The organism is Actinomadura barringtoniae, from assembly GCF_017573505.1.
GTDB classification, from domain to species: Bacteria; Actinomycetota; Actinomycetes; order Streptosporangiales; family Streptosporangiaceae; genus Spirillospora; species Spirillospora barringtoniae.
Window position 1 is genome coordinate 116,791 of record NZ_JAGEOJ010000002.1, and the last position, 13,676, is coordinate 130,466.

At 71.5% G+C, this 13,676-nt stretch carries 10 protein-coding genes; 5 read left to right on the top strand and 5 right to left on the bottom strand.

The genetic code is table 11. The annotated features are described in order from the left end of the window. Positions 1 to 7: 7 nt before the first annotated feature. From J4573_RS04440 to J4573_RS04450, 3 genes are read left to right on the top strand one after another with little or no spacing between them, the layout of a single operon-like run. Positions 8 to 2,422, top strand: coding sequence for a glycoside hydrolase family 2 protein (locus tag J4573_RS04440; RefSeq protein WP_208253940.1), 2,415 nt, complete (start codon positions 8 to 10; stop codon positions 2,420 to 2,422). Between the two features lie 41 nt (positions 2,423 to 2,463). Beyond that, positions 2,464 to 3,534, top strand: coding sequence for a glycosyl hydrolase (locus J4573_RS04445; protein ID WP_208253941.1), 1,071 nt, complete (start codon positions 2,464 to 2,466; stop codon positions 3,532 to 3,534). Continuing rightward, entirely contained in the window at positions 3,531 to 4,598 is a 1,068-nt protein-coding gene (locus tag J4573_RS04450) for an ROK family protein (protein WP_208253942.1), read from the top strand. Before J4573_RS04445 ends, J4573_RS04450 begins: the two co-directional genes overlap by 4 nt. Before the next feature lie 3 nt (positions 4,599 to 4,601). On the opposite strand, the gene J4573_RS53640 is transcribed toward J4573_RS04450, so the two are convergent. After that, positions 4,602 to 6,077, bottom strand: coding sequence for a GMC oxidoreductase (locus J4573_RS53640; protein ID WP_307796493.1), 1,476 nt, complete (start codon positions 6,075 to 6,077; stop codon positions 4,602 to 4,604). Positions 6,078 to 6,231: 154 nt separating this feature from the next. Then, positions 6,232 to 7,581, bottom strand: coding sequence for a lipase family protein (locus tag J4573_RS04460; protein ID WP_208253943.1), 1,350 nt, complete (start codon positions 7,579 to 7,581; stop codon positions 6,232 to 6,234). A gap of 126 nt (positions 7,582 to 7,707) precedes the next feature. Between J4573_RS04460 and J4573_RS04465 the strand changes: the two genes are divergently transcribed. After that, the gene (locus J4573_RS04465) at positions 7,708 to 8,280 is read left to right on the top strand and encodes a TetR/AcrR family transcriptional regulator (RefSeq protein WP_208253944.1); all 573 of its coding nucleotides are present in this window, start codon (positions 7,708 to 7,710) and stop codon (positions 8,278 to 8,280) included. A 98-nt stretch (positions 8,281 to 8,378) separates the two neighbouring features. Next, the gene (locus J4573_RS04470) at positions 8,379 to 9,236 is read left to right on the top strand and encodes a DUF11 domain-containing protein (RefSeq protein WP_208253945.1); all 858 of its coding nucleotides are present in this window, start codon (positions 8,379 to 8,381) and stop codon (positions 9,234 to 9,236) included. Positions 9,237 to 9,247: 11 nt separating this feature from the next. Here the strand turns inward: J4573_RS04470 and J4573_RS04475 are convergent, their stop codons facing one another. From J4573_RS04475 to J4573_RS04485, 3 genes are read right to left on the bottom strand one after another with little or no spacing between them, the layout of a single operon-like run. After that, positions 9,248 to 11,197, bottom strand: a complete 1,950-nt coding sequence (locus J4573_RS04475) for a hypothetical protein (protein ID WP_208253946.1) — start codon at positions 11,195 to 11,197, stop codon at positions 9,248 to 9,250. Then, positions 11,194 to 12,126 carry a polyprenyl synthetase family protein gene (locus tag J4573_RS04480; RefSeq protein WP_307796494.1) on the bottom strand — a complete coding sequence of 311 codons (933 nt, stop codon included), beginning with the start codon at positions 12,124 to 12,126 and terminating at the stop codon, positions 11,194 to 11,196. Before J4573_RS04480 ends, J4573_RS04475 begins: the two co-directional genes overlap by 4 nt. Further along, the gene (locus tag J4573_RS04485) at positions 12,119 to 13,660 is read right to left on the bottom strand and encodes a hypothetical protein (protein ID WP_208253947.1); all 1,542 of its coding nucleotides are present in this window, start codon (positions 13,658 to 13,660) and stop codon (positions 12,119 to 12,121) included. The genes J4573_RS04480 and J4573_RS04485 overlap by 8 nt, the downstream gene beginning before the upstream one ends. Between the last annotated feature and the right edge of the window lie 16 nt (positions 13,661 to 13,676).

Here is a 13,676-nt window from a genome sequence, read left to right on the forward strand (position 1 = left end):
GTCACGGTTGAGCAAGCAGAGCACGCCCCTCGCCTCGGGATGGACCCTTCACCTGGCCGACGGCGGAAGCATCCCCGCCACGGTTCCCGGGTCGTCCCACATCGACCTGCTGGCCGCCGGGCTGATCGAGGATCCGTACGCGGGGCGCAACGAGCTCGACGTGGCCTGGGTCGGGCGCGCCGACTGGCGCTACGACACCGTCCTGCCGAACGTTCCGGAGGGCTGCGAGCAGACGGACCTGGTCTTCGAGGGCCTCGACACGGTCGCGACCGTGACGCTGGACGGGGTCGAGCTCGGCCGGACGCGCAACATGCACCGCTCCTACCGCTTCGACGTCACCGGGCTCGCACGCGGGGGCACCCCGCTGTCGGTCTTCCTCACTTCGGCGTACACCGAGGCCGAGGCGCTGCGGGAACGGCTCGGCCCGCGGCCGAACGCCTATCCCGTGCCGTTCAACTACATCCGCAAGATGGCGTGCAGCTTCGGCTGGGACTGGGGCCCGACCCTGGTGACCGCCGGGATGTGGCGTCCGGTCCGGGTGGAGAGCTGGAACACCGCGCGGCTGGCCTCCGTACGGCCGCTGGTGACCGTCGCGGACGGCGTCGGCCGGGTCGAGGCGCACCTGGCGGTGGAACGGACCGAGCCCGGCGAGGCTCGTCCCCTCCTGGTCACCCTGGAGGTCGACGGTGTCCTCGCCACCACGCGCGTCCCCGCCGGATCGACGTCTTCGACCGCCGAAGTGCAGGTGCCCGACCCGGCTCTGTGGTGGCCGCGCGGCTACGGCGACCAGCCGCTCTATACCTGCCGTGTGGTCCTCGCCGATGCCGGGACGGGCGCCGAGCTGGACGTGTGGGAGCGCCGGATCGGCTTCCGTTCCGTACGGCTGGACCAGAACGAGGACGCCCACGGCACCGCGTTCACCATCACCGTGAACGGAACGCCCGTCTTCGCACGCGGAGTGAACTGGATCCCCGACGATGCCCTGCCCGCGCGCGTCACCCCTGACCGTTACCGGCATCGCTTGCGCCAGGCGGCCGAAGCGGGCGTCAACCTGGTGCGCGTCTGGGGCGGCGGCATCTACGAGGACGACGCCTTCTATGACGCCTGCGACGAGCTGGGACTGCTGGCCTGGCAGGACTTTCTGTTCGCCTGCGCCACCTACCCCGAGGAACAGCCCCTGCGCGGTGAGGTGGAGGCCGAGGCCCGCGAGAACGTCGTCCGCCTCATGCCGCACCCAAGCCTCGTCCTGTGGAACGGCAACAACGAGAACCTCTGGGGTTTCCGCGACTGGCAATGGGAGGACGAGCTCGCGGGCGACAGCTGGGGTGAGGGCTACTACCTCGGGCTGCTCCCCCGGATCGTCGCCGAACTGGACCCGACCCGCCCCTACTACGCGGGCAGTCCCTGGTCCGGCTCATGGGACCACCACCCCAACGACCCCGCCCACGGCACCTCCCACTTCTGGGAAGTGTGGAACCGCCGCGACTACACCGACTACCTCAAGGACGTTCCCCGCTTCGCCGCCGAGTTCGGCTGGCAGGCGCCGCCCGCCTACGCCACCCTGCGCCAAGCCCTTCCCGACGAGGACCTCGCCCCTGACTCGCCGGGCGTTCTCCATCACCAGAAGGCCGAGGACGGCAACGGCAAGCTGAACCGCGGCCTCGCCCAGCACTTCTCCGCACCGGCGACCTTCGACGACTGGCACTACCTGACCCAGGTCAACCAGGCCCGGGCCATCGCCACCGGCGTCGCGCACTGGCGTTCCCACTGGCCGGTGTGCGCGGGCACGGTCGTGTGGCAGCTGAACGACTGCTGGCCGGTCACGTCATGGGCGGCGATCGACGGCGCGGGACGCCTCAAGCCGCTCTACCACGAGCTGCGCCGCCTCTACGCGGATCGCCTGCTGACCTTCCAGACCCGCGAGGGCGCCCGCGTTCTGGCCGTCGACAACCAGTCGCCCGAGCCCTGGGCCGGCAACGCGAACGTCCGGCGGCTGCAGGTGGACGGCACAGCGCTCGCCGAGGAGACGATCGCCTTCACGGTCCCGCCTCGTTCCGTCGCCACGTTCCCCGTGACCACCGAGATCAAGGACCGCCACCGCGAGCTCCTGGTGGCCGACGCGGGCGAGCTCCGCGACATCGCGCTCGACTGCGAGGACCACGAGTTCGCCTATCCCCCCGCCGAGATGACCCTCGTTCCCGCCCCGGCCGCCGACGGCTTCACCCTCGCCGTCACCGCCGGCACCCTCGTCCGCGACCTGCTCCTTCAAGCCGACCGCCTGGCGCCCTCCGCCCAGGCCGACACGGGCCTCATGACGCTCCTGCCAGGCGAGACCCGCACCCTCACGGTGACCGGCGTCAGCCTCTCCGACCTGACTCCCGGCGCGCTCCGCGCAGCCCTCTTCACCGTGAACGAGACGTAGCACCCAAGCCTCGGGGGACAGCACCGATTGGAGAAGGAACCGTGCACTCGATCCGCATGCGCAGAATCCAGGCCGTCCTCGCCACCGGACTGGCGGCCCTCGCCCTCACCGCCGCACCCGCGCCCGCCCACGCCTTCCCGGCGTCCTCCAATCAGGTCGTCCTCAACTACCTGAACTCCATCACCGGCCGCTACGTCGTCTCGGGCCAGCACAACAAGGAGCCCGCCGACCAGCCGAGCCAGTACACCGCGCAGGTCAAGGCGGTCACCGGCCAGTACCCGGGCCTGTGGGGCGGCGACCTGATGTTCCTGCCCGCCGACGTCGCGAACCGGCAGCGCGTCATCGACCAGGCCAAGCTCGAGTGGTCGCACGGCTCGCTGGTCGCGTTCACCTGGCACGTCTGCACCCCGACCGGCGGCAGCACGTGCCAGTTCGACGGCGGCGTGAAGACGAGCATCTCCGACGACCAGTTCAGGCAGATCGTCACCGACGGCACCGCTCTCAACGCCGCGTGGAAGCGCCGCCTGGACGAGGCCGTCCCCTACCTCACCCAGCTCAAGAACGCCGGCGTCCCGGTGCTGTTCCGCCCGCTGCACGAGATGAACGAGTCGTGGAACTGGTGGGGCCACCGACCGGGCTCCTCCGGCAGCGCCCGGCTCTACCAGATCACCCACGACTACCTGCTCGGCAAGGGCCTCACCAACCTGATCTGGGTCTGGAACGTCCAGGACAACCCGGCGGGCGGCTGGTCCTCCTACTACCCGGGCTCCTCGTACGTGGACGTCGTCAGCCTCGACGCCTGGTACAAGAACTACCCGAGCCAGGCCGACTACCAGCAGATCCAGAACATCGCCGGCTCCAAGCCGATCGCGATCGCCGAGATGGGCAAGGTCCCGAACGCGTCCCTGCTGGAGAGCCAGACCCGCTGGACGTACTTCATGCTGTGGTCGGAGCAGCTGCGCGGCAACAACACCAACGCCGAGATCCAGGCCTGCTACTTCCACCCCCGCGTCCTCAACCAGGGCGAACTGGCCCTGCCCGCGAGCCTTCATCGCCCGCTCATGGTCCGTCCGGCACCATCGGGGTTCGCCCCCTCCGGAGGACGGCCATGATCACTCTCGCGCTCGACATCGGCGGGACGAAGTTCGCCGCCGCGCACATCACTCCGGACGGCGCCCTGCTGGCCCACGCCGAGCGCCCGATCGGCCCCGACCCGGCCGCCACCCTCGGCGACCTGGTCGCCGACTTCGCCGTCCCCGGCCTCACGGCGGTCGGCATCGGCTCGGCCGGTCCGCTGAACGTCCTGGCGGGCACGGTCTCGCCCGTCAACATCCCCGCCTGGCGCGGCTTCCCCCTGGTCGACACGGTCTACCGGGCCACCGACCTGCCCGTGTTCCTGGCGGGCGACGCCCAGTGCATGGCCGCCGGCGAGTGGTGGCTCGGCGGCCACGACGTCTCGTCCCTCCTCGGGATCGTCGTCTCCACGGGCATCGGCGGCGGCCTGGTCCTGAACGGCGATCCCCTCCTGGGCGCCACCGGGAACGCCGGGCACATCGGTCACGTCATCATCGACCGGGACGGCGAGCCCTGCCCGTGCGGCGCCCGCGGCTGCCTGGAGACCATCGCGAGCGGCCCGAGCATGGTCCGCTGGGCACGCGCCCACGGCTGGAACGGCCAGACGGCCTTCGACCTGGCGGCCGGCGCCCGTTCCGGCCACATCACCGCGCTGTCCGCGTTCAACCGTGCCGCCGACGCCCTGGCGACCGCCATCTGCAACACCGCCGCCGTCCTGGACGTCCACGACGTGGTGATCGGAGGCGGCGTCGCCGCGACCGGCGACCTCCTCCTGTCGCCCCTGCGCCGGGCCCTGGCCACCCGGGCGGGCATGGACTTCCTCCAGGACATCACCGTCACCGGCACGACGCTGGGCAGGAACGCAGGCCTCTACGGCGCCGCCGCCCTGGCCCTGCAAACCGAGGGCGCGCCGCCGGCCACCCGGTCACGTCCGGCGGTTGACGCGGTCGAAGAGAGCGTCGCCGCCGGTGGTCTCCAGGGCCTCGTCTCCGATGAGCCTCCCGTCGTGGAGCATGACGATGCGATCGCAGCAGGCGGCGACCTCAGGGTTGTGCGACTCGCGCAGCCGCAGCAGCAGGTCGGCGCGTCCAAGACCGGCTGATGGTCAGATGGCCTTGCCGACGTCGTTGACGGCCAGCTGGGTGCAGGCTCGTTCGGCCAGGGCGGCGATGGTCATCGAGGGGTTGCAGGCGGCGGTGCTGCCCGGGACCAGGGCGCCGTCCAGCACGTAGAGGCCGCGATGGCCTTGGACCCGGCCGTCCAGGTCGCAGACGGTGCCCATGGGCGCGCCGCCGAGCGGGTGCCAGGTCGAGGGGACGACGGAGTTGGTGTCCAGGAGGAGGGACGACGGCCCGGCGATCTTCTCCGCACGTTGCTGGATGCGTTGGTAGAGGGTGGCGTCGCCGTTGGACGGCCAGTGCGGGACGGCGTCGTCCTTGTTCGGGTCGTACACGAAGCGCCCGCGGCCCTCGCTGATGCCGTAACCGACGAGCATGGTGGAACGCAGGTTGGCGGGCAGCGGCGGCAGGGACGCCTGGATGAGGGTGTTGGCGGTGGCGGGGTCGTCCCACTCCTTGCTGCCGTAGACGACCGGACCCCCTTGTGGAGTGCCGAAGTCGTCGGCGAAGTCGGTCCAGGTGTAGATGCGGTCGCCGTTCGTGCCGAAGCCCGAGCCCAGACCGTCGGGCAGGTCGGGGATGTCGCCGTGTGCGGCGGCCCGCATGAGGAGGCGGGTGGTGTTGACGGTCCCGGCGGCCATGACCAGCGCCCCGGCCGTGATGACCTTCTTCTCCAGGACGGTGCCGTCGGTGGCGATGCGGTCGGCGTGGACGTTCCATGAACCGTCGGGATTCATGGCGACGCGGGTGACGTTGTGGCGCGTCGCGACCTCGACGAGCCCGGTGGCCTCGGCGGCGGCGATGTAGGTGACGTCGACGGAGTGCTTGCCGCCGTTGTTCACGCCCAGCGCGCAGTCGCCGTTGGTGTACGACGCCTTCATCTCGCCCCTGAGCTCGCGCTGGGCGAACGTCCAGTCGATCGGCATCGGGATCTTGGAGACCGCGTAGCCCTCGCGTTCGGCCTGGCGCTTGAAGATGCGCGAGGGAAGGTAGGTCGGGCTGCCGATCACCTCGTCCGGCGCGGCCTGGACCCCCAGCATGCGGGCCACCCGCGGGTAGTAGACCTCGGCCATGCGGGTGTAGTCGATGCCCTTGGGCATCGTGGCCTCGAACAGCTCCCGGGTGGGCTGCAGCGTCATCCCCTGGTAGACGAGGGAGCCGCCGCCGACGCCCGCCGCGCAGACGATGTTCATGCCCTCCCCGCGGACGAGCTCCAGCAGGCCGGTGTACGGGTCGTGCGGCGGTACGGGCATGCCGAAGATCTCCGGGGCCAGTCCCATCCAGAACGCGCGCTCGTCCAGGTTCGCGGCCGTGGGGAACGTCGAGGCGTTCGGCCCGGTGCGCCAGCGGATGCCACGTTCCAGCACGAGCGAGGGAACGCCGACCTGGGCGAATCGCAGCGCCGCCACGCCGCCGCCGAAGCCCGAGCCGACGATGACCAGGCGGCGTTTCTCCCGGCGCACGCGCACGCTCCCGCGCACCCGGGCCCGAGCACGGGCGGTCCCCGCCCCCAGGGGTGACAGTCCTGCGGCCATGCCACAGGCAAGGACGGTACGGCGAGGGATCGCGGACATGACACTCCTGGGGGTGCGGCGGGGCAGGCCGGTCGGGGGCGGGTCAGGGCTGGCGGGGCAGGGAGGCGCAGGTGCCGGCGGCGGGCTTGCCGTTCAGGCGGTCGGTGAGCCAGGCGATCGCGTCCGTCTGGTCGGTGAGGAGCGGCGCCAGGTGGTTGGTGAGGATCTTGTTGCCGAGGTTGGGGAGCTTGACCGGCACGTACGTGACGTTCGCGCCCTTGGCGCACCAGTCGACGGCCAGCCGCCGCGACTGCGCGTGCACGACGAGGTCGTCCTGAACGCCGGTGGTGACGCGGACCGGGCCGGCGGGCCTCAGCGAACCGAGGCGCTCGCGGGCCAGGACCTTGCGCGCGACCGGGCTGGTGGCGATGACCTCCGAGATCGAGCGCCCGTCGGTGGTCCACTGCTTGCTGGTGGCGAACGCGTAGCCGAAGATCGCGTCGCCCACGCACATGGTCGACAGGTCCTTCAGCGCCGCACGCCCCTTGGCCGCGATGTGCGCGTCGACGACCCGCTTGAGGGCCGGGTAGGTGCGGGTCAGCGCGTTGATCGACCAGCCCGCGGCCGCGGCGAGCGCGCTGCCCTCGGTGCCCTTGAGGACCACGGTGAGGTCGGCCGGCGGCGCACCGGCGTAGGTGCCCGACAAGTGGAGCTCGGGAGCGTAACGAGGCTGGAGCTCGACCGCCGACGCCGTGGCGCCGCCGCCCTGGCTGTAGCCGTACAAGCCGACGCGCGACCCGGCGCGCAGCGACGTGCCGCGCAGGCGGAAGGCGGCCCGGACCGCGTCGAGCACCGCGTGCGCCTGGTCGAACCGCTCGACGTAGGTGTGCACGCGATCGGTCGTGCCGAGCCCGATGTAGTCGGTGACCACGACCGCGACGCCCTCGCTGAGCAGCCGGTAGATCCCGATGTCCTCGTAGCCGACGCTGATGGTCTGGCCGTTGAACGCGATCGGGTTCTGGAGGGCGAGCGAGGGCGCGCACTGGTCGCCCTGCCCCTGCGTTCCGGCGGCCAGCGCGACCAGCGGACGCGGGCCGCGCCCCTTCCACGCGGCGGTCGGCTCGATGTACGCGCCGGTGACGGCGACCGGCCCGCCGTTCGCGTCGGTGGACTTGTACATCAGCCGGGTGGCGCGGCCGGGCAAGGGCCCCTTGGTGTCGGACAGCGTGATCGCGAGCGGCAGCGGCTCGGTCCGGATCAGCGCGCCGTTCTGCTTCGGCAGGTGCTTGGGCGGGTCGTAGAACGGCGGGATCGTCACGCCACGGGACACCTCCCGGGGGCTCGCGGACGCGCCGGCCGCCCCTGGCACTCCGGACGCGGCGAGCACCGCCGCCGCGCCGGTCACCGACAGGACCCGCAGGCCGCGCCGGCTCCACACGGTCTCTCGCACCATCGACACTCCTCCATCACTGGTTACCGACCAGTAGGATAAGTAGCCGATTACTCGATGGCAAGATAGCCGATCGGCTATTTTCCGGCTAGCCGATCGGCTACCTCGGCGCGTTGCTAAGATCGGCGGATGACCCAGCGGAGCCGGCCTGGGGAGGCCCGTCGGCGGGTTCTGCACGCGGCCCTGGAACTGTTCGCCCGGCACGGCGTCGGCGGCACCTCGCTGCAGATGATCGCCAACGAGATGGGCGTCACCAAGGCGGCCGTCTACCACCAGTTCCACACCAAGGACGACATCGTCCGCGCCCTCATCACCCCCGCGCTGGACCGGCTCACCCAGCTCACCGACCTGGCTGAGCGCAAGCGCACCCGGACCGCCCGCGCCGAGGCCGTGCTGTCGGGCATCGTCGACCTCGTCGTGGCCAACCGCGACCTCACGGGCCTCCTCCAGTCGGACCCGGCCATCCTCGACATGCTCCGCGGTACGCCCGAGATGCAGGCGATCGAACGGCGCGTCTTCCACCTGCTCGCCGGCCCGGACCCCGAACCCGAGATGCTCGTGGCGGCGGTCATGGCGAGCGGCGCCCTCATGGCGGCCGCCACCGGCCAGCGCCTGGACGGTTTCGACGACGAATCGCTGCGCCGCCACCTCATGGCCAACGCCCGCCGCCTGCTGCGACTCCGAAATCCGCGTGAGGCCTGAGGGGGCTCCCCTTCCGCTTGTGGCCACGGTGCAGACGCAGCTCTCCGGACACGTTCTACTACTGGCGGTAGCCGAATCCATGCGCCGAAGGGTCACCGATGAGACCGTTCCTCAGAAGCCTGTGCCTGCTCGCCAGCGCCGCCCTCATCCTCTGCGGGCTCTCCATACCGGCGCTGGCGGATCCGCCCGAAGTGGAGGTCACCGCCTCCAGAACGACGGCCTCGCCCGGCGACACCGTCACCGTGACCGTGAAGGTCACCAACGTCCACAGCTTCACGATCCTCGGCGCCCACGCCCAGCTGCTCAGCAACCCCGGCCCCCTCACCTCGCAGACCACCCTGGAGGGCTGCACGGGAGGAACGGGCCCCTGCACCACGTTCAACAACGGCAGCGACCCCGTCGGCTATGAGGCGCCCGTCGGCAGCATCTCGGGCGGCGGCTCGGCCACGGTGGTCTTCACACTGAAGGTCGCGTCCGGCGCCACCGCGGGCGCGCAGGTCCTGCAGGGAGCGATCTCGGGCAGCAACTACGGGACGTTCCCCTTCGACGGCCCGACCCTGAACGTCATCACCGATGCCGACGCCGCCGTCCGGCTGACCGCGGCGCCGCGCCTGGGCATCCTGGTCCCGCGCATCGACTTCACGGTGAAGGTGACCGGCAACGGCCCGGCCGACCTGAACTCCGCGCAGGTCACCACCACGCTTCCGCCCGGGACCTCCGGATCGGGCTGCACGCCCGCCGCGGGCAAGGTGACCTGCTCGTTCGGTCACATCGCCGTGGGTTCGAGCTCGAGCTCGTCGTTCAGTGTCCCGCTCGGACTGCTGAACATCGGCGTGCCCTACACGTTCACGGCGACCCGCACCGCCTCAAGCCCGCACGACCCGACGCCGGGCAACGACGTGTCGACCGTCCAGTGCACGGTCGTCACCCTGCTCCTGGTCACCTGCCAGCCCTGACGCAGGGGCGCTCAGCCGGAGGGGGCGGCGACCGTGGCCACGAACTCGCGCAGGATGGTCGCCGCCACCGCCGAGGGCACCTCGCTGGCCGCCTTCTGGGCCAGGTCGCGCGCGTGCCGGCAGGCCTGCGCGGCGGCGGTCAGGGCTGCTGAACGGCGGCGCTCGGTCTCCAGGTCGGCGACGGTGAGCTCGGGTTCTCCCAGCAGGCCGGGCAGCGCGCTGACCCGGCCTTCGAGGAGTGCGGGCAGGGTGATGTCGAGGCGTGTCCGTTCGCCTCGCAGGGCGAGGATGTCCTCGGCGTGCAGGAGTGCGCGGCCGCACTGGCCTCCGAAGTTCCGTACGGCGTGAACGGTGGCCGGATCGGCGCCTCCCAGGGTGGCGCCGATCCGGGCCGGGAACTCCAGCAGCGCGGCGAAGACCTCGGCCGCCTCCGCCGGGCGGTCGGGGTCGAGGCGTTCGGCGCGCAGCCTGGTCAGCTCGCCGAGCCACTCCGAGAACGCCCAGGACGCCTCGGGCGCCGACTCGGCCACGAGCCTGGAGGCCTGGGCGAGCAGGAAGTCGCCCGCGAGGACCGTGGTCGCCGAGGCCCAGTCGACGCCGCGCGGCGCACCGGGCGACGGCCGGGCCGGCGGGCCGAGGAAGGCGAGCGCGCCCAGGGTGGCCAGCTCGATCGCGGCCCCCACGGGCGCGTACTCGACCTTCGGCACGGTGCCCGCAGCGGCCATGGCGGCGAAGAAGAGCGTCGCGGGCCGCAGCCCGCGGCGCGTCGCCCCGGTGATCGCCAGCCGCGCCAGGAACGGCCATTCGTTCCGTACGGTCGCCACCGAGACCTCGTCGCACGCGGCCAGGAACGGCAGCAGCACCAGTTCCTCACCGCCCGGCAGCGACGGCTCGTCCTCGCTCCCGAGCCCGGCCAGGCCGCCGGGCAGCAGGATGGCCCGCCGCCCCTTGGCATAGAACGGATGCGGGCTGCCGGAGGTCGCCGCCAGGATCCGCCAGGCCAGGTGGTAGCGGCGTGAGGCGTGCCGCGCGCTCTCGAAGTAGCCGACGAACGCGCGGGCGAGGGCGCCCCTGTAGTCCTCGCGTGCCGCCTCGGGTTCGCCCGGGTGCGCGCCGATGGCTTCGGCCGCCAGCAAACCGCTCTGGATCGCGTAACTCAGCCCCTCTCCGGTGAACGGATTGACCAGCCCTGCCGCGTCCCCGACCAGCAGCGCGCCGTGATGCAGGGCCCGGTCAGGTGTGAACGCCCCGCTCACCAGGCCCGTGGCCTCCGGACCGGCCGGTCGCAGCGCGCCCAGCCCCATCGCGGTGAGGAGCTCGGGAAGGTCGGGCGGTGTCCCGCCGAGCCGAGCGGCCGCCACGGTGCAGGTGCCGTCCGTGCCGGGCAGGATCCAGACCGGCGTTGGCTGCGCCCTTGGCGAGTTGCTCTCCGGAGTGGGAAACCACAGCCGCATCCGCGGTCCGATGTCGCCCAAGTAGCGCCTGGCCCGTACGACTCCGGTGGCGTGCGAGGCAGGCTCGGGCGTCAGCGGTCCGCTGCCGCCCGAGGCGACGACGACATGATCGGCCGCGATCGCGTCGCCACCGGCCAGCACGGCACCGCCCGGATGCACGGCCGTCACCTCGCTTGAGACGAGCCGTACACCGGCCGCGTCGAGCAACCGCCGCAGCGCGGCGATCAGGTCGGCACGATCGCACACCCCGCCGCCGAGCCCGGTGTAGGTTTCCCCCTCCCCCGAGCCGAACCGCACCTCCAGACCGTCCAGCGGCCGTACGAGCGAACGATCCCAACCCGGCAGCGTGTCCAGGGCCTGCAGTGCCGGGCCGGTGAGCACGATGTCGTGGTCGCCCTCATCCGGCCGCGGCAGATCCGCGACCGTCACCGGCACGCCGCGTGCGGCCAGGGCCAGCGCCGTCACCGCGCCCGCAGGACCGCAGCCCGCCACGAAGACCCCGGTCATGCCGCCGGACTCCATGCCGAATCGGCGACCTGGACCAGCGTTCGCCGCGCGGGGCCGTACGGCATCCCGTCGAGGATCTCCATGGCACGCCGCCGGTGCCGTGCGGCCAGCTCGTACGCCTCCGCCAGGCCTCCCCGCTCGGCCACCAGCAGGCGCAGCCGCGGCAGGTCGCCGATGCCGAACGAGGGTGACAGCAGCAGTTCGGTCAGCTCACCCGAACCGTCGCGGCGCAACGCGCACAGCGTCGGCGCCCCGAACAGGCCGAGCAGGTGGTCGGTGCCCAGCGGCTTGCCCGAGGAGGCACCGTCAAGGTCCAGGCAGTCGTCCAGGATCTGGAACGCCATGCCGAAGCCCATCCCGAAGTCACCCAGAGCGCGTACGGCGTCGATGTCCAGCCCGGCCACGGCGGCGCCCAGCGCGCAGCCGAGCCGGAAGAGCTCCCCGGTCTTGCGGGCGATCAGTTCCTCGTAGTCGGGCAGCGGCAGGCCGGTGTCGAAGGCCCGCTCGACGTCCAGCAGCTCGCCGTACGCCAGCTCCGACACCGTTCGGCTCACCGCAAGCTCGAGACCCTCGTCGGCCGCGCGGGTGCCCGCGAGCGCCAGGCACGCCAGGCCGGACAGCATCGCGACGTCGCCGCCCACGACCGTGTGGGCGGCGGGACGGCCGCGCCGTTGCGCCGCCCGGTCGATCACGTCGTCGTGCATGAGCGTCGCCAGGTGGATCAGCTCGACGAGCGCGCCCAGGCCCGCCGTGCGTTCAGGATCGGGCGGGCCGAACCCGGCGCACGCGGCCAGCAGCGTGCCCCGCAGGCACTTGCCCGGGTTGCCGGCCAGCTCCCTGGCCGGCCCGCCGAGCGGCTCGGGCAGCCCGGCGGCCAGCTCGGCCAGCCGGGCCTGCATCCGGTCCCGCGCCCTCGGCAGATCAGTCACCGAGACCCGGCGCGATCATGTCGAGGGTCGTGATGTTCTTCAGCCCGGTGTAGACCTTGTCGTAGACGGCCGGATCGTTCATGTAGGCGAGGAGCTCGTTGTAGCCCATCCCGACCGTCTTGGACAGGACCGAGGCGTACAGCGCGCGGAACCCGGTGACCTCGGCCGGCAGCAGCCGCTGGAACTGGCCCAGCCCGTTGAGCGCCATCAACGTGTCGTTCAGGTACTTCTGCTGGATCTTCTCGGTCGAGTGCTCCGGATCGGCCATGATCCTGGTGAACAGGTCGTGGTAGAGCGTGTAGTACTGGCCGGCCCCCGACTTCTCGCTGCTCCCGGCCGCTCGCTTGGCCCGCTCGGTGATCAGGTCGAGGTTGGCGTACGTGGCGCGGATCAGCAGCCGGCCGACCTTGCTGCTCGTCAGGAAACCGTCGCGCGCCTTGTCCACCAGCGCCTGGTCCTGCGTCACCGGAAGGTCGTAGAGCCCCTGAACGGTCGACAGCAGCTGGCACTGGGCCGGGAGGTAAGGGCCGCCGACATTGCCGTTCCCACCGAGGAGGACGGCGGCGCCGTGGTCGGGGCCCGGGCTCGCGAACCCCAGGTCTACCTGGACCAGATCGTCGAAGTAGTAGCGAGTGCCATCGACTCTGACCGGAGTCACCCCCATCGCCACGATGGGCCGGGAGGTGTATTTGGAGAACGAGCTCACCTTCTCGACGTTGTCGTTGAAGTCGGAGAAGCCGATCGCGTCCTCGTTGGGGCAGTTCAGCAGCTTGACGTTGAGGTCGGCCAGCACCCGCTCGATCCGCATGTAGAGCGCCGAGCCGTCACTCGAGGTGGCGAGCAGCATCCCCACGATCTGGTGCTGCGCGGAGATGGGCTTGTCGCCCATCAACCCCAGCGCGATACGGGTACTGATCCCGAGGTCGGGCTTCAGCTCGACGAGCCCGGCGTCGACCCGGTTGAGGACGTCGGGATTGTCAGGGCCGACCATCGGAATGAAACGCTTGAGCGTGCCGATCTGATCGGCCGGATCCTTGGACCCGTACGGCTGGGCGATGGAGTCGCCGACGCCCCCGCCCTTCCCGAAGCCCACGGCCCTGCCGGTCGTCAGCGCGCACAGCTTGCCGTCGGTCTTGTCGATGACCAGGCAGCAGAAGGTCCCGGACGACCCGACGCTCGGGTTGCCGAGACGGCAGCCCTGCAGCATCGGGCGAAACCGCCCGCTGATGGTGGGATCGTCCGCCGCCTGCGCCGCCGGGTCATCGAAGGTGAATCGCGCGGCCTGGATGACGTCGATCCCGTAGGCGCGGCCCTCGGTATGCACGGTGGCAGGCAGCAGGCGCCTCGTCGAGACATAGCCCTGGGGCCGTTTCTTGGCCACCGATACGATCACCACGGGTTCGTCGGTGATCTCGCCGCGGCGCCTGCGGAAGCCGTACCCGACCGTGGTGACGTCCGGATGCGCGCGCAGGTCGTCGAGCAGGCCCGACTTGGCCTGCCGCAGTCCGGGCAGATGCTGTGCTTCTAGCTTCATGACCGTCCCTTGTCAG